This is a genomic window from Undibacterium sp. Jales W-56, from assembly GCF_025548535.1.
In the GTDB taxonomy this organism is placed as follows: Bacteria; Pseudomonadota; Gammaproteobacteria; order Burkholderiales; family Burkholderiaceae_D; genus Undibacterium.
This window is the reverse complement of sequence record NZ_JAJLQW010000001.1, coordinates 713186-732580: the sequence shown is the minus strand read 5'-3', so window position 1 is coordinate 732580 and position 19395 is coordinate 713186. Positions and strand designations below refer to the sequence as shown.

The 19395-nt window shown below is 54.1% G+C and carries 15 protein-coding genes; 7 read left to right on the top strand and 8 right to left on the bottom strand.

Translation table 11 applies throughout. The features are described from left to right. Positions 1 to 35: 35 nt before the first annotated feature. The 7 genes from lpdA to tagH form a co-directional block, all read right to left on the bottom strand. Complete coding sequence (gene lpdA / locus LPB67_RS03280; RefSeq protein WP_262835632.1) at positions 36 to 2144, bottom strand: dihydrolipoyl dehydrogenase; 2109 nt, start codon at positions 2142 to 2144, stop codon at positions 36 to 38. A gap of 14 nt (positions 2145 to 2158) precedes the next feature. Then, positions 2159 to 3475 carry a dihydrolipoyllysine-residue acetyltransferase gene (aceF, locus tag LPB67_RS03275; protein ID WP_262835631.1) on the bottom strand — a complete coding sequence of 439 codons (1317 nt, stop codon included), beginning with the start codon at positions 3473 to 3475 and terminating at the stop codon, positions 2159 to 2161. A gap of 119 nt (positions 3476 to 3594) precedes the next feature. Further along, positions 3595 to 6291 (bottom strand): pyruvate dehydrogenase (acetyl-transferring), homodimeric type, encoded by a 2697-nt coding sequence (gene aceE, locus LPB67_RS03270; RefSeq protein ID WP_262835630.1) that lies wholly within the window; start codon positions 6289 to 6291, stop codon positions 3595 to 3597. A gap of 542 nt (positions 6292 to 6833) precedes the next feature. Continuing rightward, positions 6834 to 7322 (bottom strand): TssQ family T6SS-associated lipoprotein, encoded by a 489-nt coding sequence (locus LPB67_RS03265; RefSeq protein WP_262835629.1) that lies wholly within the window; start codon positions 7320 to 7322, stop codon positions 6834 to 6836. A gap of 11 nt (positions 7323 to 7333) precedes the next feature. Then, on the bottom strand, positions 7334 to 9034 hold the full coding sequence (locus LPB67_RS03260; RefSeq protein WP_262835628.1) for a serine/threonine-protein kinase: 1701 nt from the start codon (positions 9032 to 9034) through the stop codon (positions 7334 to 7336). Between the two features lie 56 nt (positions 9035 to 9090). Beyond that, positions 9091 to 9876, bottom strand: a complete 786-nt coding sequence (locus LPB67_RS03255) for a PP2C family protein-serine/threonine phosphatase (RefSeq protein ID WP_262835627.1) — start codon at positions 9874 to 9876, stop codon at positions 9091 to 9093. A 27-nt stretch (positions 9877 to 9903) separates the two neighbouring features. After that, positions 9904 to 11181 carry a type VI secretion system-associated FHA domain protein TagH gene (tagH, locus tag LPB67_RS03250; RefSeq protein WP_262835626.1) on the bottom strand — a complete coding sequence of 426 codons (1278 nt, stop codon included), beginning with the start codon at positions 11179 to 11181 and terminating at the stop codon, positions 9904 to 9906. Positions 11182 to 11763: 582 nt separating this feature from the next. Here tagH and LPB67_RS03245 point away from each other — a divergent pair. From LPB67_RS03245 to LPB67_RS03215, 7 genes are all read left to right on the top strand, one after another. Further along, positions 11764 to 12294, top strand: coding sequence for a helix-turn-helix domain-containing protein (locus LPB67_RS03245; RefSeq protein WP_262835625.1), 531 nt, complete (start codon positions 11764 to 11766; stop codon positions 12292 to 12294). Between the two features lie 309 nt (positions 12295 to 12603). After that, positions 12604 to 13449 (top strand): bifunctional methylenetetrahydrofolate dehydrogenase/methenyltetrahydrofolate cyclohydrolase FolD, encoded by an 846-nt coding sequence (folD, locus tag LPB67_RS03240; protein WP_262835624.1) that lies wholly within the window; start codon positions 12604 to 12606, stop codon positions 13447 to 13449. Positions 13450 to 13467: 18 nt separating this feature from the next. Beyond that, on the top strand, positions 13468 to 15531 hold the full coding sequence (locus LPB67_RS03235) for a M3 family metallopeptidase (protein WP_262835623.1): 2064 nt from the start codon (positions 13468 to 13470) through the stop codon (positions 15529 to 15531). A gap of 15 nt (positions 15532 to 15546) precedes the next feature. Next, complete coding sequence (locus LPB67_RS03230) at positions 15547 to 16191, top strand: glutaredoxin family protein (protein WP_262835622.1); 645 nt, start codon at positions 15547 to 15549, stop codon at positions 16189 to 16191. 71 nt (positions 16192 to 16262) lie between these two features. After that, the gene (locus LPB67_RS03225; protein WP_262835621.1) at positions 16263 to 16688 is read left to right on the top strand and encodes a DNA polymerase III subunit chi; all 426 of its coding nucleotides are present in this window, start codon (positions 16263 to 16265) and stop codon (positions 16686 to 16688) included. 12 nt (positions 16689 to 16700) lie between these two features. Beyond that, entirely contained in the window at positions 16701 to 17072 is a 372-nt protein-coding gene (locus tag LPB67_RS03220) for a hypothetical protein (protein ID WP_262835620.1), read from the top strand. Positions 17073 to 17216: 144 nt separating this feature from the next. After that, positions 17217 to 18521, top strand: a complete 1305-nt coding sequence (locus LPB67_RS03215) for a D-amino acid dehydrogenase (RefSeq protein ID WP_262835619.1) — start codon at positions 17217 to 17219, stop codon at positions 18519 to 18521. Positions 18522 to 18779: 258 nt separating this feature from the next. On the opposite strand, the gene LPB67_RS03210 is transcribed toward LPB67_RS03215, so the two are convergent. Then, the gene (locus LPB67_RS03210; RefSeq protein WP_262835618.1) at positions 18780 to 19289 is read right to left on the bottom strand and encodes an Lrp/AsnC family transcriptional regulator; all 510 of its coding nucleotides are present in this window, start codon (positions 19287 to 19289) and stop codon (positions 18780 to 18782) included. Between the last annotated feature and the right edge of the window lie 106 nt (positions 19290 to 19395).

Here is a 19395-nt window from a genome sequence, read left to right as displayed (position 1 = left end):
TTTTCTTATCGAACTCGCATTGCCGGTGACGGGATTTATTTCTTGCGCATCGGCGGCAAATCCGTACACACGCCTTTGTACACCTCTGCTGCCATACCAATAGATTCGCCCAGGGTCGGATGCGGATGGATAGTCTTACCGATATCCACCGCATCGGCCCCCATTTCGATTGCGAGGGCGATCTCACCTATCATGTCACCGGCATGGGTACCGACAATGCCGCCGCCGACGATGCGCTTAGTCTCTGCATCGAACAGCAGCTTGGTGAAGCCCTCGTCGCGGCCATTCGCCACTGCGCGGCCAGATGCCGCCCAAGGGAAATGCCCCTTCTCGAGCTTGATACCCTTGGCTTTGGCGTCGTCCTCGGTCATGCCTACCCATGCGACTTCGGGATCGGTGTAGGCTACCGACGGAATCACGGACGCATCGAAGTAGGCTTTTTCTCCGGCTGCGGCTTCGGCTGCGACATGCGCTTCATGCACGGCTTTATGCGCCAGCATGGGTTGGCCAACCAGATCGCCGATCGCAAAAATATGCGGCACATTGGTGCGCATTTGCTTATCGACATTGATGAAGCCGCGGTCCGTTACGGCGACGCCGGCTTTATCCGCCGCAATTTTCTTGCCGTTCGGGCTGCGGCCGACGGCGACCAGCACCAGATCGTAGACTTGCGGCGCAGGCGCGACTTCGCCTTCGACTGCGGAAGCGAAAGTCACTTTAATACCTTCCGGCAGCGCTTCTACACCGACGGTCTTGGTTTTCAACATGATATTGTCGAAGCGTTTTTCATTGTGCTTCTGCCAAACCTTGACCATGTCGCGATCAGCGCCCTGCATCAGGCCATCCAGCATTTCAACCACATCAATACGAGCGCCAAGAGTCGAATACACGGTCGCCATTTCCAGGCCGATGATGCCGCCGCCAATCACCAGCATGCGTTTCGGTATTTGACGCAATTCGAGCGCGCCGGTGCTATCGACAATGCGTGGGTCAGCCGGTACGAAAGGCAGGTTCACGACAGACGAGCCAGCCGCGATAATCGCCTGTTTGAACTGCACGGTTTTTTTGCTACCGTCAGCCGTCGTCACTTCAATATGGTAAGGACTGAGGAACTGGCCAACGCCCTGTACGACATTGACTTTGCGGGCTTTCGCCATGCCGGATAAGCCGGTCGTCATTTTTTTGATGACGCTTTCTTTATAGCCGCGCAGCTTGTCGATATCGATGGTCGGTTTTGCAAAACTGACGCCATGCGCGGCCATTGACGCAGTCTCGTCAATCACGGCAGCCACGTGCAACAATGCTTTGGATGGGATACAGCCGACGTTCAGGCAGACGCCACCGAGTGTCGAATATTTTTCGATCAAGACAGTGTTAAGACCAAGGTCGGCAGAACGGAAAGCTGCGGAATAACCGCCGGGACCGGCGCCCAATACCATCATGTCGCAGGTGATATCTACCTGACCGGTATAGCCGGAAGCGGCCGGCGCCGCTACTGCGGGCGCCGTTGCAGGTGCAACTGGTGCGCTGGATACAGCCGTAGCAGCCGCAACTGCGGCTTCAATCAATAGCAGTAGCGTGCCTTCAGCGACTTTGTCACCAACTTTGACTTTGACTTCTTTGACGACACCGGCATGGCTGGAGGGAATTTCCATGCTGGCTTTGTCGGATTCCACCGTGATCAAAGACTGATCGACCTTGATGGTGTCACCGACTTTCACCAGCAACTCAATCACTTCGACTTCCTTGAAATCGCCGATGTCGGGCACTTTAACCTCAACGACACCGACCACTGCCGGTGCGGCAACGGCAACTGCCGCGGATGCCGCCGGAGTTGTTGTCAGCGCTGGCGCCGCTGCTGCAACGGGCGTAACTGACGGTGCAGCTACCGGAGTCGCACTTGCACCTTCGGCTTCAATCACCAGCAACAAACTGCCTTCGGCGATTTTGTCGCCGAGTTTGACTTTCAGTTCTTTGATTACGCCGGCGTGACTCGACGGGATTTCCATGCTGGCTTTATCCGATTCGACGGTCACCAGGGATTGATCGACTTTGATGCTATCGCCGACTTTGACCAGCAATTCTATGACTTCGACTTCTTTGAAATCGCCGATATCGGGAACTTTAATTTCGATTGTACTCATCGTATTTTCTCCGCTCACAGCAAGGTTTTACGCAGATCGGCCAACACCTCGGCCAGATACGCTGTGAATTTCGCGGCCATCGCGCCGTCGATCACGCGGTGATCGTAGGACAGCGACAAGGGCAACATCAGGCGCGGCGCGAATTGCTTGCCGTCCCAGACCGGTTTGATCGCGGATTTGGACAAACCCAGAATAGCGACTTCCGGCGCATTGATAATCGGCGTGAACGCGGTGCCGCCGATACCGCCGAGCGAAGAAATCGTGAACGTGGCACCTTGCATGTCGGCCGGCTTCAGCTTGCCGTCACGCGCCTGTGCCGACAGCTCGCCCATTTCAAGCGCGATTTGCGATAGGGTTTTCTGATCGGCGTTTTTGACCACAGGCACCACCAGGCCATTCGGGGTATCTGCGGCGAAACCGATATTGTAGTACTGCTTCAGGATCAGGTTTTCACCAGCCGCATCGAGGGACGCATTAAAGGCTTTGAATTTCTTCAAGGCAGCCACACTGGCTTTGATCACAAACGCCAGCATCGTCAGCTTGACGCCGGATTTGACCAGGGCTTCGTTCGAGGATTTGCGGAACTCTTCGAGGTCGGTAATATCGGCTTCGTCGAATTGCGTGACATGCGGAATCATGACCCAGTTGCGGTGCAGATTCGGACCGCTGAGTTTTTTAATCCGCGACAACGGCAATAACTCTGTGGTACCGAATTTGCTGAAATCGAGTGACGGCCAAGGCAACAGGTCGAGTCCAGCGCCGCTGCCGTTTTTCGCCGCAGGCGTAGAGACGGCAGATACTGCCGTGCTGCCTGCCATGATGCCTTTGACGAAGTTTTGTACGTCTTCCTGGGTGATGCGGCCTTTCTGACCGGAACCTGCAACACGACTCAGATCGACGCCGAGCTCACGCGCGAATTTGCGTATCGATGGCGATGCATGGGCTTTGCCTACATTGGCAGTAGCAACGGGTGGCGCTGCCGTAACAGTGGTGGGAGCGGCGACAGGTGCTGACAGCGGTGCAGCGGCAATTGCGACCGGCGCTGCCACTGCTGCGGGTGCCGCTGGAACTGGAGCGGGTGCAGCGGCTGCGGCACTGGCTTCAACCAAGACCAGCAAAGAACCTTCAGCAACCTTATCGCCGACTTTGACTTTAATTGCGGTCACCACACCCGCATGACTGGATGGGATTTCCATGCTGGCCTTATCTGATTCGACCGTGATCAGGGATTGATCGACTTTGATGCTATCGCCGACTTTGACCATCAGCTCAATCACTTCGACTTCTTTGAAATCACCGATATCCGGTACTTTGACTTCAATTGCGCTCATAAATTAGCTCCGTTATTTCAGGTAGGGTGCGCCGTGCGCACCTTGATTTGGTGCGCACGGCGCACCCTACGTTTTCCTTACAACAGGGTGGTGTGCGTGGCGCACTCTACCTCATGCTGTTACACAGTCACCGGATTGGGTTTATCTGCATCGATACCGTATTTGGCGATTGCCTGCGCCACCACCGATGCTGATAAAGCGCCTTCATCCGCCAAGGTTTTGAGTGCAGCAATGACGACGAAATAACGGTTAACCTCAAAGAATTCACGCAGTTTGGCACGCGAATCGGAGCGGCCAAAACCGTCGGTACCCAGGACTTTATAGCTGCGGTCTTTAGGAATGAAAGCACGCACCTGTTCAGCAAAAGTACGCATGTAATCCGTTGAGACCACGATAGGGCCCGTGGTGTCTTTCAGGCATTGCGTGATGTAAGGTAGGCGCGCTTCCGCAGTCGGATGCAGCATATTCCAGCGCTCCGCATCCTGGCCGTCACGGGCCAGCAGAGTGAAGGATGGTGCGGACCAGACGTCGGCAGCGATGCCCCAGTCGCTCTGCAGCAACTCGGCAGCGGCAATCACTTCACGCAGGATGGTGCCGGAACCCATCAGCTGTACGCGATGCTTGGTCTTTTCTGCCGACTTCTGCAACAGGTACAGGCCTTTGATGATGCCGTCTTCCTGCCCGGCTTTCAGGCCAGGGTGGCTGTAGTTCTCGTTCATCAGGGTAATGTAATAGAACACATCCTCCTGGTTGGTGACCATGCGACGCAGGCCGTCGTGCATGATGACCGCGACTTCGTGCGCGAAAGTCGGATCGTAAGGCACGCAGTTCGGAATGGTCGAGGCCAGTACATGACTGTGACCGTCCTCATGCTGCAAACCTTCGCCGTTCAGCGTGGTGCGGCCTGCGGTGCCGCCCAGCAGGAAGCCACGGGCGCGCATGTCGCCGGCAGCCCAGGCCAGGTCGCCGATACGCTGCAGGCCGAACATCGAGTAATAGGTATAGAACGGGATCATCACGCGGTTATTCGTCGAGTACGAAGTCGCGGCGGCGATCCACGAACTCATGCCGCCCGCTTCATTGATGCCTTCCTGCAGGATCTGACCGGCCTTGTCTTCGCGGTAGTACATCACCTGATCCTTGTCGACCGGCTCGTACAGCTGGCCGACCTGGCTGAAAATACCGATCTGGCGGAACAGGCCTTCCATACCGAAAGTACGCGATTCATCGACCATGATAGGCACCACGCGCGGCCCGACGCTGGCGTCGCGCAGCAAAGCGGTCAGGATACGCACATAAGCAGCGGTCGTTGAAATCTCGCGGCCTTCGGCAGTTGGCTCCAGCATAGCCTGGAACGCGGTCAGTGGTGGAACCACCAATACTTCATCGGCTTTTTGACGACGCTGTGGCAGGTAGCCGCCGAGCGCTTTACGGCGTGCATGCAGGTATTGCATTTCCGGCGTATCGTCGGCTGGCTTATAGAACGGAATCGCAGGCAGGTCGGCATCGGCAATCGGTAACTGGAAACGATCGCGCATGGCCTTGATCGCCTCGTCGTCCAGCTTCTTGGTGTTGTGCGCCGTGTTGCGCGCTTCGCCGGATTTGCCGAAGCCGTAGCCTTTAATACTCTTCGCCAGAATCACGGTCGGCTGACCTTTGTTATCCTGTGCGACTTTAAAGGCGGCATAAATCTTGTGCGGATCATGACCGCCGCGGGTCAGACGCCAGATATCGTCATCCGACATTTTGCTGACCATTTCCAGCAATTTAGGATGCTTGCCGAAGAAATGGCTGCGCACATAGGCGCCGTCTTTGGCTTTGTAATTCTGGTATTCGCCGTCGACGGTTTCCATCATGACTTTTTGCAGAATGCCGTCCTTGTCTTTCGCCAGCAATTCATCCCAGCCTGCGCCCCAGATGACTTTGACCACGTTCCAGCCGGCACCGCGGAAATCGGATTCGAGTTCCTGGATGATCTTGCCGTTGCCGCGTACCGGACCGTCCAGACGTTGCAGATTGCAGTTAACCACGATCACCAGATTGTCGAGTTGCTCGCGACCTGCCATGCCGATCGCACCCATCGATTCCGGCTCGTCCATCTCGCCGTCACCGCAGAAAGCCCAGACTTTGCGCTTCTCGGTATCGGCGATGCCGCGTGCATGCAGGTACTTCAGGAAGCGTGCCTGATAGATCGCCATCAAGGGACCCAGGCCCATCGACACGGTAGGAAATTGCCAGAAATCCGGCATCAGTTTTGGGTGTGGATAAGACGACAGGCCCTTGCCATCGACTTCACGGCGGAAGTGCAACAACTGCTCTTCGGTCAAGCGACCTTCCAGAAAGGCGCGGGCATAAATACCAGGCGATGAGTGACCCTGGATGTACAGCAAATCGCCGCCATGATCTTCGGTCGGTGCGTGCCAGAAATGGTTGAAACCTATGCCCAGCATATTCGCCAGCGAGGCGAAGCTGGATAAGTGACCACCCAGATCGCCGTCCAGACGATTCGCCTTGACCACCATCGCCATCGCATTCCAGCGCATCATGGAACGCAGTTTTTCTTCGATTTCCAGATTCCCCGGGCAATGTTCGCCCATATCTGCCGGGATAGTATTCACATACGCGGTGTTGCTGGAAAACGGAATGTGGGCACCGCGACGGCGCGCCAGATCGACCATGCGCTCCATCAGGTAATGGGCACGTTCCGGCCCTTCGTTTTCGATCACCGATTCGAGCGCATCGAGCCACTCGCTGGTTTCCATCACATCGGGATCATTGACGGCTTGCGCCAGAACTTGGTCTATCTGGGGTGACATAACGCGGTCTCCTGTTAATGCGCTTTCTAAGTGAAGCGCGGTGGCGAATCGACAAATTAGTGCTTGTATTTACATCATATTAATTGCGTGCGAAAGCATTCTAACAGGACTTTTTAATTTTTCAAATAGCGATATACGATTTCATAATGCGATATTTTGTGTGCGGCGCAACATATCGACTTTAGACGACCGAATGCTTTGGTCGTGATTAGGCCGCTTGGTAGGCATAAGCAATTGGCCATAGGCCAGACCAATGCCGCCAACCGCACATCACGGATAAAAGAGGAAGAGAATGGTGGGAAATGCCGCCGCTCAGATGGTCATTTGAAAGCATCGTATTTGCGGCAACCAACGGCGCGCAAGCGAGGCTGTATGTGAATGGCGAAATAGCTGGTAGCGTCCGGACGACGATCAATGAATGTCGAGCAATTGCTTAAATGCGTATGCCAGATATTTTATTTCTACTTGCAATAAAAATTCGCGGTTCATGAGTGACGAAAGTCCCGGTACACCGGAAAATGAATGCCACCGGGATGCGACGCTTACTTCGCCTTCTTGGCTTTTAAGAATACCGGCCCCCAGATCGGATGGCCGATTTCGCTGGGCAATAAGTCAAAACTGGGATCGAGTTTCAGGGCGCGCTCGAATTGCTGGCGGCATAGTTGCGTCCTGGAAGTGACGCAATACGAGAATGCCATGGTTTTTAAGGCGTTTAACTGGATGGCCTTGTTATGCCCACTCCATATGTCGGTAGAGCCGCTCAGCTTCTTGATGGCGCCGTTGTAATCGCCGTCGTTATACAAACTCAGCCCCTCTTTTAATGCAATGGCATCGCCGTTGCTGGCAGGCGGCGGCACTGCTGCGGGTGATTCAGGCGGAGTTGCGACGGCTTGCGGTGCCGGTTTGACTTCCTTGGGTTTGACTGCCGGCTTTAATGGCGCCGTTATTTTTTGCAGGCTCTCGCACCCGGGCATGCTGATGGCAGCGACTGCGAGCAAACATATATGACTGAATTTATAAATGGTGTTCATGGGGATCAAGCTTATTTGTTAGCGAACTCATATTCAATACGGCCGACGGCATCTTTCTTGACGTCCACTTCTGTTACAAAATCCGGGAACCCCGGATTCGTCACCCTGATTTTATGCTTTCCCAAAGATAGATTTAACTGTTTTAAAGGCGGGCTCGCTCCCGCTTGCACGCCATCGACAAATACGGTGCCCCAGGGTTTGATGGCTAGCTTTATATTGACCTTGCGGAGCACCTTCTCTTCCGACGCCGGCGTAACCGCTTTATTCAGGTCGGTCAGCCGTGCCTGTGCCGCGTCGGCGAATTGGCCTTTGGGGTATTGCTGCAAAAACGCGGCGAGCGCTTTTGGCGTAACGTTCGGGGCGTTCTCTAATGTCGTCCAGGCTATTTGCTCCTCGCTCAGCTCTGGCGTACTGGCTGAGGCTGATTGCGCCTGGGGTGGCGTCACCGGATCGACTGGATCGGCTTTCGCCTGTACTGTTGGTTGCGGCTCTGGGATTGAGGGCGGCACAGGTGGGATCGCCTGCTCGGGACGCATGGCAAGATAAGTCCCAAGCCCGGCTAACAATAACACGCCCAGCGCTGCTGCCAGCTTGTGCGGCGTTCCGATACGGCTCTTGGTTGCCTGAACGTTGCGCGTATCGGCGGCGGCATCAAGATGGCTAAAATTAGCCTGTGCCACCTTGGTGTAGGGCGCATTTTTAATGCGGGCGATTCTTGCCACCTCGTCAGCGGGATCGTCAATACCGGAGCGGCCGGTCTGGAAATTGCGCGCAGTATCCAGCTCGGCGATCCCCAGGGACCGACGGAACGCCTCGACGCTCTGGGGCCGGTCTTGCGGCTGTATCGCCAGACTGCGATCAACTGCCATCCGAAACTGTTGGCTGAATCCCGATTCCGTCAGACCTTGCAGCGGCGCTAAAGAATCTTTCACGACACGGGCTACCGAGATCGGCGGCGACGCTTTGACAATCGTGAAATAAATAACCGCGGCCAGTGCATAGATGTCGGTCCAGGGCCCCTGCTCCATTTCGCAATCATCCGAATACTGCTCTACCGGCGCGTAACCCGGTTTTAAAATGACCGTGATGCCTTGCGTCATATCGCCGATGATCTGGCGTGCAGAACCGAAATCCAGCAGTACCGCGTCGCCGTTTTTTTGCACGATGATGTTATCCGGCGAGATATCCCTGTGCAGGATTTTGGCGCGATACAGTGTGTCCAGGGCTTCCAGAATTTGTTTGATAATCGATTTCAGCCAATCCTCTGTAACCACCTCGGGTCGGGTATTGACGATGTCTTTCAGCGTCTGGCCGTCGTAATAGCGCATGACCATGTAGGCGGTTTTGTTTTCTTCCCAAAATCGATAGACATGCACCAGGGATGGATGATCGAACTGGGCTAACAGACGTGCTTCGTTAATGAAGCTTTTTAAACCTGCATCGAAGGTTTTTTTGTGACGCTCGGCCCGCACTACCACACTGGCATCGGAGGTACGTCCCGCCAATGCCCCCGGCATATACTCTTTTATCGCGACAGTGCGTTGCAGGGAATGATCGAATGCCAGATAGACGATGCCAAAGCCGCCCTCACCCAGAACGCCGGTGATCTCAAAATCGTTGAGCCGCGTGCCAACGGCGAGACAATTCTCGCCAGGAGCGTGAGCTGACGCTGGGGTTGACATTGCATCGGCGAGTATTTTTTCTGTGTTCAAGGCTTATCCGAAAGATATAAACGTTTTACGGTAATCAGATTGTTCATGGATGGAGCTCAGCTTGTCATATTTGGCATCCTGTTTGCCGCCGTATCTGCCTCTTTTAAACATACGGCGAAAGCGGAAAAATTATCCCTGTCGATCTTGCTTGTACTGTTATTTTGCCCGGCAATGATCGCCATCTGGCTCAGCCACGCATCGGTGTTTGGTGCGCTAACCAGCGTTTGCTCCATCTCATCTTCATGCACCCATTCCCAAAAGCCGTCGCTACACATGAGAAACGCATCGCCTTCCTGCAAGGTGATCGCCTCCGTGGTGATTTCAGGGATACTATCCCCTTCAGCCCCTATGGCTGCAAATAATACGCTACGTTGCGGGTGCTGCCGCAACGTAGCGTACTCGGCATAGCCGGCGTCCACCATCCTCTGCGCCTGGCTGTGATCTTTGGAGATCGCGATAATTTTCCCGCGCCGGAACAGATAGATGCGCGTATCACCGAGATGCGCCCATAAAGCGCAGCGGTTGCTCCGATCAATCAGGAGCGTCGCCACGGTCGCACTCATCTGCTGTTGTTTGAGGTTGCCCGCTTTCTGCTGCGCGACTGTATGTATCGCCCAGTCCACATACGAGCGCAGCGCCCGTGCGCTGAATGAGGCCTCTTGTAAAAATTTTCCTATGATGCTGTCGACCACCAGGTTCGCGGCGAGCTCGCCGCCTTCATGACCGCCGGTGCCATCGGCCAGGACGAAGCACGCCAGATCGTCGGCAAGCGCACTGGCCAGTGCATCTTGATTGGTCTGTCTATCACCGATGCCGGTGATTTGAGCGATGTCCAGGTGCATTTTATGAATGATCGTGAGAGAGCTTAATCAGGAAGCCTGTACATCGTGCCTGACACGCTCAACTTCCTTTTCATACGCCGCCAGAAATTCTTTGCCGAACAGGGATTGAAATTCATCTTTTGATTCCAGTGAAATCGTGTTGAACACTTCAGAAAAATGATCCCACATTAATGCCTTGCGACGTGCCGGATTGATCGAGTCAAAAAAACCGGGCGCCCCGACGCGCTGCTCAAACCGGCTGGGCTGCAATTTATGGGTCAAGGCATCCATGGCAGCCTTCATTCCCGCTACGACGCCGAGCTGGTGCGCCTGCAAATCAAGGAAGGCATCTTCCATCGCCTCTTCCGGCGCCATAAAACCCGGCATTTTCTTGCGCAACATCTGCGTCAATACGGTGTCGCTATCCGGGAAAAATTTCAAAGGGTTATTTTTTCGCAAAACCACCATGGTGAGTTCTGCGTTCACTTCGCGCTTGACCAGGGCGCGCTGGGAAATCAGTCCCATGGTCCCCTTTACCGAAGTTGCCATCAGCTTGCCCAGGGTTTCCATCAGCTCGACCGTCAGGCCGGAAGACAGGTTCAAATCAGGAAGCCCTGCGCCTTTCAAAAATGCCTGCAGTAATTCGTCGGCATCGGCTGCCGACCTGGCGGCGTCGCCGGATCTTGTCATCGCCGCTGGCTCAGTGCTCCCGGCATGGAACGGGGCCGCAGCAACTCTTGCCTGCGCCGCCGGCGGCATGGATGAGGCGGCTACCGCTGGGGCAGATGAAGTAAGGGACTGGCCGTCACCTGCCTCGGGGCGCAGCAAAAACTGGGGCGGCTGGCTTGTCGATCTGGCGCCGGCGCTCGCCGCTGCCTGTTTCGGCAATGGCGCGCTGACGGCCGGGCGTGCGGCTATTTTCTGGCCGGAGATTGTGCTGAGCTTGTCCGCCTCGGTTGCCGCCGCCTGTGCCTGCACCTCGGCGGCATGGACGCTGATTCCATCGACGTCCTCTACGACACAGACGCTGAGCAGGTACAAGCCGATTTGAATCTGATCGCCGGCATGAATATCGTAGGCACGCTCGGCCTCAATTTCTTTGCCATTAAGCTGGATGGGATTGGCCAGGCTGAGATTAATGAGTTGATGACGCGTCCCGTCACTCCAGACTTTCGCCTGCGAGCGGGACACAAAGTGTTTGGGATCCGGTAACACGAAGAAATTGTCGTCGCTGCGTCCTATCGTCGCCTGATCCGCACCAAAAATAGCGGACAGCGGCTGCAGAGGATTTTCATCATTGTATGAAACGACGGCAATTTTAATCATAATTAATTATCCAAAAACGAGATGAGGAGGCCAGCAAACCGAAACAGGTCCGTCGCCATCCGGGATGACGGCGCGTGACCTGATCGCCATTGCCGCTTATTTATCTGTCTAATTTATCTGTCTATTTTTTCGATCAAAGCAGGACTGCAGGCCACTTATCGTGGCACTCAGGACGATTCCCGCATCTTGAAATCAATCCCAAAATACCACTCATATGAAACATTGCTTTAGAGTACCGCAGCTTACCTGATTCTCAGCAAATCAGCGACAGGCCCGATGCAAAGTCTGACGATTCAACGCTAGTTTTACGACAGTTTCTGCGACCGTTAGGCAGGTTCGACAAGCATTGCCGAACCTGCCTGCGCGATTACATCATAATGTATTGAGCAATAGCCTATGTCATGGTTGGTAATTTGGTGCTGGCAATTTAGTGTTTTATCACTATATTTTTAATATGGCCCGAAGAACCGGTTGCACTGAACTTCAAACAGTCCGCCGGGTCAGAACCAGGCTAAAAACCCAGGTATGATGCTATAGTCGGCATATTCATTAACAATATGCCATCTTTTTGTGAGGAGTTTAATGAGTGATCCAGTCTCAGGCGAACCGGTTCTGTTTGAAGCAACGGGGAGCTTTCAATATCAGGAACTGATCGAATCCCGCTTGGGGCAGCCAATCGCGCCTGAGTTATCGGTCGCAGACGCAGAGAGACTGGCCAAGTCTCCCGGAGCAAAACTGCTGGCCGCCAGAAATGCCCTAGGCTGGTCGGTCGAGCAAGTCGCCTCTCAGCTTAGACTGGCGCCGCGCCAGATCCGCTCGCTGGAAGCAGACGACTACGCTGGCTTGCCAGAACCTGCCGTCATCAAAGGTTTCGTGCGCGCTTATGCCAAATTGCTCAAACTCGATCCCGCTCCTGTCATTGCCTTGCTGACGGCCGATCTCAGTCAAACCGCAATGGATGCAGCGACGAGCCGCGACGCCAAATCAATGCGCACTGCCGCTAAACCGGACGATGCTAAAACCCGTGCCAAATCATTCAAACTCCTGCTGTCGGTAGCCGCAATAGGATTGCTGGCGCTCTTGTGGCTGGTCTTTAAGCCGCTAAAAGGCTGATGCCTGTCCGATCGATGTTGGCAACGCTTCCCATACTTCAAATTCACATAATCCCCTTATTTCCACATAAAAAACATCCTGATCCGCGCCATTTATAAGCGCATATAAAAATATACTCAGGTGTAGTATATTAAATGACGCAAAGGAAACTCTTTCTTATTCTGCGTCCCCTGCGGTTGTTTTGCCCGACTCCCATAGCTATATCAGCCTCGATCGTCGTCCCGCATCTGCGTCGCCACGGTGTAATGTTCCGCGCTACCCACCGCATAATTTATAATCTCGCCTTGATCTTCTTTTGCAAAGCCCACCATGACAGCCCACATCATCAGCGGAACCCAACTTTCACAACAAATTCGTACCGAAGTCACACAACGTGCCGCCGCCTTGACCGCCCAAGGCAAGCAACCCGGTCTGGCAGTGATTCTGGTCGGAGAAAATCCGGCCTCACAGGTGTATGTGCGCAACAAGGTCAAAGCTTGCGAAGATTGCGGGTTTTATTCGGTATTGGAAAAATACGACGCCGATTTGAGCGAAATCGCCCTGCTCGCGCATATCGACCGCCTCAACCGGGACAGCAAGATCAACGGCATCCTGGTGCAATTGCCGCTGCCGGCGCATATCGATGCGAATAAAGTGATCGAAGCCATCGCCGCCGACAAGGACGTCGATGGCTTCCATATCAGCAACGCCGGTTTGCTGATGACCGGACAGCCGCTGTTCCGCCCTTGCACGCCCTACGGCGTGATGAAAATGCTGGAATCCATCAACTATCCGGTGCGCGGCGCGAATGCCGTGGTGGTCGGTGCATCGAATATTGTCGGTAAGCCGCAGGCGATGTTGCTCTTGCAAGCGGGCGCTACCGTCACCATCTGCAATTCCAAGACCCGCGATCTCGGCGCGCACACCCGCAATGCCGACATCCTGGTCGTTGCCACCGGCAAACGCAATATCGTGACGGCCGACATGGTCAAACCCGGCGCCGTGGTACTCGACGTCGGCATGAACCGCGATGACGAAGGCAAATTGTGCGGCGACGTCGATTATGCGAACGTTAAAGAAGTGGCTGGCTATATCACGCCGGTACCGGGCGGCGTAGGCCCGATGACGATCACGATGCTGCTGGTCAACACGATAGAAGCTGCAGAACGCATTTAAATACATTAAGGCCAACAGATGACTCAACAAAATCCCCTGCTCGACTTCAGCGATTTACCGCAATTTGCCGCAATCAAACCCGAACACGTCGGTCCCGCCATCGCCAGCCTGCTGGAGCAGAGCCGTGCGGTGGTCGCCGCCCTGGAGGCGTCTGCCGCACAAGTCAGCTGGGAAAATTTTGTCGAGCCGCTGGAAAATGCCACCGAAAAACTCGGTCGCGCCTGGGGCATCGTCGCTCATTTAAATGCAGTCGTTGATACCCCTGAATTACGCGCCGCCTACAATGAGAATCAGCCATTGCTGACCGAGTTCTGGACATCCCTTGGACAGAACCTCGCCTTGTTCGACAAATACAAAGCGCTGCAAGCCAGCGCGGCATTCGCGCAATTCTCGCCGGCCAGAAAAACCATCGTCAACCATGCGATCCGTGATTTCCGCTTAGGCGGCGCAGAACTGCCGGACGACAAAAAAATCCGCTATGCCGAAATCCAGGAAAGACAAGCCGCCTTGTCCACCAGGTTCTCGGAAAACGTACTCGATGCGACCAATGATTACGGCCTGTTCATTGATAACATCGACGAATTACAAGGTTTGCCGGAAGACGTCTTGCAAGCAGCTAAATCCGCCGCAGAAAAAGACGGCAAGACAGGGTATAAATTTACTTTGCACTTTCCCTCGTATTTCCCGGTCTTGCAATATGCGGACAATCGCCAATTGCGGGAAACGATCTATCACGCGAATGCCACCAAGGCCTCCGAATTAGGCAGCAAACCTGAATGGGATAACACCGCCATCATTGCGGAATTGCTGGAGTTGCGTCAGGAAGAAGCGAGCTTGCTTGGCTACCATAATTTCGCGGAAGTATCGCTGGTGACCAAGATGGCCGAGACGCTGGCAGAAGTCAGTCGTTTCCTGCTCGATCTGGCCAGGCGCGCCCGTCCATTTGCCGAAAAAGATCTGGCTGAGCTGCGGGTATTTGCCAGAGAACAGCTGGGTATCGCCGATCTGCAAGCCTGGGATACCACGTATGCCTCCGAAAAATTACGCGAACAGCGTTACGCCTTTTCCGAACAGGAATTGAAACCGTATTTTGCCGAGCCGCAAGTGATTGCCGGTTTGTTTAATGTGATCCAGACCCTGTTCGCGGTTGAAATCAAACCGGACACGGCACCGGTCTGGCATCAGGACGTCAAGTTTTATCGCATAGAAAAAGACGGCAAACTGGTCGGCCAGTTTTATCTCGATCTGTACGCACGCAATGGCAAACGTGGCGGCGCCTGGATGGATGATGCACGCGGACGCCGGCGCACTGCGCACGGCATACAGACGCCCGTTGCCTATCTGACCTGCAACTTCAATGAGCCTGTGACGGTGGATGGCGTCACCAGGCCCGCCCTGTTCACCCATGATGATGTGATCACCTTATTCCATGAGTCTGGACATGGCTTGCATCACTTGCTGACCCAGGTTGATGAGTTAGCGGTGTCCGGCATCTCCGGCGTGGAATGGGATGCGGTCGAATTGCCGTCCCAATTTATGGAGAATTTTTGCTGGGAATGGGATGTCCTGCAAGGCATGACGGCGCATGCCGACACTGGTGCGCCCTTACCGCGCGAGCTATACGACAAAATGATCGCCGCCAGGAATTTCCAGTCCGGGATGCAAACTCTGCGCCAGGTCGAATTCTCCCTGTTCGACCTGCGCCTGCATGACGAAGTCGGCACCGGCAGCAAACGCGACGTGCAAGGCATTCTGGATACCGTGCGGCAGCAAGTTGCGGTATTTACACCGCCGGACTTCAACCGCGTTCAGCATTCGTTCGGCCATATTTTTGCCGGCGGCTATGCGGCAGGTTATTTCAGCTATAAATGGGCTGAAGTGTTGTCAGCCGATGCTTATGCTGCTTTTGAAGAGGCAAGCAAGGCAGAAGGCAGTACACTATCGCGTAGCGTAGGTCAAAAATTCCAGTCGGAAGTCTTAGAAGTCGGCGGCTCACGCCCCGCGCTGGAATCCTTCAAAGCCTTCCGTGGCCGCGAACCTACCGTGGATGCTTTATTGCGCCACCATGGCATGGCAGCTTGAATATTGGAGACTCATATGAATCATCACACCGCAAGTACCGCAGGTAGCACATTGAAAGCCGTTTTTTTGCTCGCCAGCCTGCTGATGGCAGCAAGTGTGCATGCCCAGATGTATAAATGGGTAGGCGCCGATGGCAAAGTCACTTATAGCGACGTGCCGCCGCCCTCATCGGTCAAACAGGTCCAGTCCAAATCTTATGGCAGCGACACTCCGGTGAGTAATCTGCCGCCCGAATTAGCCGCCGCAGCAGCTAAAAATCCGGTGACGTTATACACGACAACGAATTGCGCGCCTTGCAATGAAGGGCGTGCCTTTCTTAAAGGGAGCGGCATTCCTTTTGCAGAAAAAACCGTGAAGACCAAAGAAGATGCGGACAAGCTGAAACAAGTCAGCGGCGATACCCAACTGCCGCTACTCGTGATCAGCAATGCGAAATTCCGCGGCCTGGACACTGGCGAATGGCGTACCGCATTGACCAATGCCGGTTATCCTGAAACCGACCAGCTACCCAAGGACTATCGTTACTCGGCCGCAGAATCCGCCGCGCCGGCACCGGCCCCCGCTGCGAACAACGATGGTTCGGATGATAATGCCCTGGTAAAGAAAAAGCGTAAAGCACAGCCGCCGCCAGCCAGCGCCGAGTCCGGTTTCCGTTTTTAAGACCATTCAATCCGCTGAACAATTTGAACAATGCCATACCGCTTACCGCGCTTGCCTGGACATGACACCCAATGACCCGAATCGACTTTCATAGCAATGTTCCGGATAAACTCAATTACACCTGCCGCCTGATCCGCAAGGCCAGGGCGGCGCAGTGTAAGGTTGTGGTGTTTGACAGCAATAAAGCGCAGCTTGAAGCATTGAATAATGCGCTGTGGACGTTTTCGGAAGCGGATTTTTTACCCCATGTGATGGCGGGCAATCCGCTGGCGGAGCAGACGCCGATCATTCTCACTTATGACGATACGGCAGCATTACCGCATCATCAAATCTTAATTAACCTGACCGACATTTCACCCAGTCATTTTGATCAGTTTGAGCGCATGATAGAGATCATCTCGATGGATGACAGCGCCAGGCTCGCAGGTCGCGAACGCTATCGCTTTTATCAGCAGCAGGGACATACCTTGTCTCACACCACGGCCAAAACGACATAAGTTACTTTCCCCATGAGCAATCAAATCGATACCAGCATCCCCGTCCTGACCGAAATCATTCAACCCGGGCATGAATTTGACTTGCTCCATGTCGATCATGCCGACATTGGGGAACCAACGTCCGATCAGTCGCAACAAGCTGGCATCAGTGAGGACGAGTGGCAAAAACTCGAACAGACCTTGCGGGAAAATGTGTTGCGCCAGGTATTGGCGCGGGTCGATTTTGTCCTGGAACACCGGGTAAGAGATAGCCTGGCCGATGTATTGCAAACCGCAGTCGAAGGATTGGCGCTAGAGATCCGCGGCGGTTTGCATAAAACCATAGAAGAAGTCATTACCCGCGCTGTCACGCAAGAAATTGCCAAAGCAAAAATTTCAAAGTAATCATTTTCCTTCTAAATTTTTTGTTTTATAAACGTCGCACAAATAATTTCTTTCAAAAATAAAAATATAGCGCCAGTTATTGAACACATTAAAAATCAATAACTTTCTACAATCTCGCTATCGCACAATAGGAGATTATCCCCCATGAAGGTTATCGTTTTAGGCGCAGGCATTATCGGCACCACTTCCGCGTGGTTTTTAAAAAAAGAAGGCCATGACGTTACCGTCATCGAGCGCCAGCCCGGTGCCGCGCAAGAAACAAGTTTTGCCAACGGATGCCAGATCTCCGTCTCCCATGCCGAACCCTGGGCCAATCCTTCTGCGCCGCTGAAGGTCTTGAAATGGTTGGGCAAAGAAGATGCGCCGCTCTTATTTCGCCCTCGTGCCGACTGGCTGCAATGGATGTGGGGGCTGAGCTTCTTGCGTGAATGCACGCCCGCCCGCACCGCTGACAATATCCGCCAGATCGTGGCGATCTCCGAATACAGCCGTCAGACTTTACAAGCGGTACGTAAAGAGACCGGGATCGCCTACGATTGCCTGACCAAGGGTATCCTGCATTTTTATACCGAACAGAAAGAATTCGACGATTCCTTACCGGCCGCCAAATTAATGCGGGATCTCGGTTGCCCGCGCGATTCTATCAGCGCCGATGAAGTGGTCCGCATCGAGCCGGCACTGGCGCGCATCCGCGACAAAATCGTCGGCGGCGACTATACCGAAACCGATGAATCCGGCGACGTCTACAAATTCACCAGCGGCTTAGCCAGCAAAGCTGCCGAAGCCGGTGTCGATTTTCAATACAACACCAGTGTCACCCGTTTGCTGACCGAGGGTAGCGGCGCCAGCGCCAAAATAGTCGGGGTAGAAATCATCGATGCCTCAGGCCGCCATCAAGTTTTGCGTGCCGATGCTTTTGTCATGGCGATGGGCAGTTTCTCACAACCGCTGCTTAAACCGCTGGGCATCCACCTGATGATCTATCCGGGCAAAGGCTATTCTGCGACCTATCAGATTACTAATCCGGACGAAGCGCCGACGATATCGCTCACCGACGATGGCTACAAATTGGTGGTGTCGCGACTTGGCGACCGCTTACGTGTGGCGGGCACTTGCGAAATCAATGGCTATGGACGCGATTTAAACACGGCCCGCTGCGAAGCCATCACGCGTCGCACCCGTGAGCTGTTTCCCGACGCCTGCGATTATGAGAACCCGGTCTACTGGACCGGCCTGCGTCCTTTGACCCCTTCCAACGTGCCCTATATCGGTAAAACTAAATTCAGTAATCTGTACCTGAATACAGGCCACGGCACCCTGGGCTGGACCATGGGCGCCGGTTCCGGCCGCGCGATTGCGGACATTGTCTCGGGCCGCATGCCCGAGGTCGAATTCGCTTTCACTGGCATGACCAGGCGCAATCCTGGCGGCATATTACTGCCGGCCTGAATTGATGCAGCGATCACGTAATATGGATGCGGCTTGCAGCGGCTTTTCGGCTGCAAACCCGCATCAGATCAGCGGATTCATTTTTCATCTTACGTCACCCATGCCGATCAATCCCAACCCACCAAAATATCCGGATACATCAGACAATCAAGTGAATTCCGGATAATTGTCATCCGACTGCATAGCGCCTGCGTTAAGTACACAAGAGCCACCAACATACCTGCGCCACTGTTCCGGTGAATGCATTGAAGAATCAATTTATTTAGCAATTCGCACCGGCAATTCGCCCGCCTTTTCATCGAACACAATGCGCGTTGCAAATTTAGCGCGCTTCATAGGGAAACGAGAATGGAAATGACGGACATTGCCGGAACCGGAAATGACGCGCCGCACAAATTGGTAATAGGCATCCATGTCGATCACATGCACCACCAGAAAATAATCGTATTCGCCGGACACAAAATAGCATTGCATCACCTCGGCTTCCTTATTCATGCCTGCTTCAAATGTGTGCATGTGCTCGTCGGACTGGTTAATCAGCGACACCTCCAGAAAAGCCAGCATGCCATATCCCAGTGCGAACGGATCGACCATCGCGACTTCTGCACTAATCACGCCCGCTTCGCGCAATTCTTTGATGCGCCGCAAACAAGTCGGCTGCGAAATATGCAGCTTGTCGGCGAGTACCCTGGTGGGTATCTGGTTATCCTTTTGCAGCAAGTTCAAAAGCTTGCGATCCACCTTGTCAAGTGCTCGATATTGGGGCATATAAAAATCGTCGTATTTACCAAAAAAACAAACAAAATAGCTTTGCGAATTAAATTTTCTGTTGTACCTTCTGGCTATTCAGTTATCTGAATAAGTCAGCGATGCA

What these genes read in the sequence shown, in the direction of transcription:
- LPB67_RS03255 (WP_262835627.1), bottom strand. Translation starts at nt 9,876, where the DNA reads ATGCACCTGGACATCGCTCAAATCACCGGCATCGGTGATAGACAGACC.
- LPB67_RS03215 (WP_262835619.1), top strand. Translation starts at nt 17,217, where the DNA reads ATGAAGGTTATCGTTTTAGGCGCAGGCATTATCGGCACCACTTCCGCG.
- LPB67_RS03265 (WP_262835629.1), bottom strand. Translation starts at nt 7,322, where the DNA reads ATGAACACCATTTATAAATTCAGTCATATATGTTTGCTCGCAGTCGCT.
- LPB67_RS03235 (WP_262835623.1), top strand. Translation starts at nt 13,468, where the DNA reads ATGACTCAACAAAATCCCCTGCTCGACTTCAGCGATTTACCGCAATTT.
- LPB67_RS03225 (WP_262835621.1), top strand. Translation starts at nt 16,263, where the DNA reads ATGACCCGAATCGACTTTCATAGCAATGTTCCGGATAAACTCAATTAC.
- LPB67_RS03230 (WP_262835622.1), top strand. Translation starts at nt 15,547, where the DNA reads ATGAATCATCACACCGCAAGTACCGCAGGTAGCACATTGAAAGCCGTT.
- LPB67_RS03220 (WP_262835620.1), top strand. Translation starts at nt 16,701, where the DNA reads ATGAGCAATCAAATCGATACCAGCATCCCCGTCCTGACCGAAATCATT.
- LPB67_RS03245 (WP_262835625.1), top strand. Translation starts at nt 11,764, where the DNA reads ATGAGTGATCCAGTCTCAGGCGAACCGGTTCTGTTTGAAGCAACGGGG.
- folD (WP_262835624.1), top strand. Translation starts at nt 12,604, where the DNA reads ATGACAGCCCACATCATCAGCGGAACCCAACTTTCACAACAAATTCGT.
- aceF (WP_262835631.1), bottom strand. Translation starts at nt 3,475, where the DNA reads ATGAGCGCAATTGAAGTCAAAGTACCGGATATCGGTGATTTCAAAGAA.
- LPB67_RS03210 (WP_262835618.1), bottom strand. Translation starts at nt 19,289, where the DNA reads ATGCCCCAATATCGAGCACTTGACAAGGTGGATCGCAAGCTTTTGAAC.
- tagH (WP_262835626.1), bottom strand. Translation starts at nt 11,181, where the DNA reads ATGATTAAAATTGCCGTCGTTTCATACAATGATGAAAATCCTCTGCAG.
- lpdA (WP_262835632.1), bottom strand. Translation starts at nt 2,144, where the DNA reads ATGAGTACAATCGAAATTAAAGTTCCCGATATCGGCGATTTCAAAGAA.
- aceE (WP_262835630.1), bottom strand. Translation starts at nt 6,291, where the DNA reads ATGTCACCCCAGATAGACCAAGTTCTGGCGCAAGCCGTCAATGATCCC.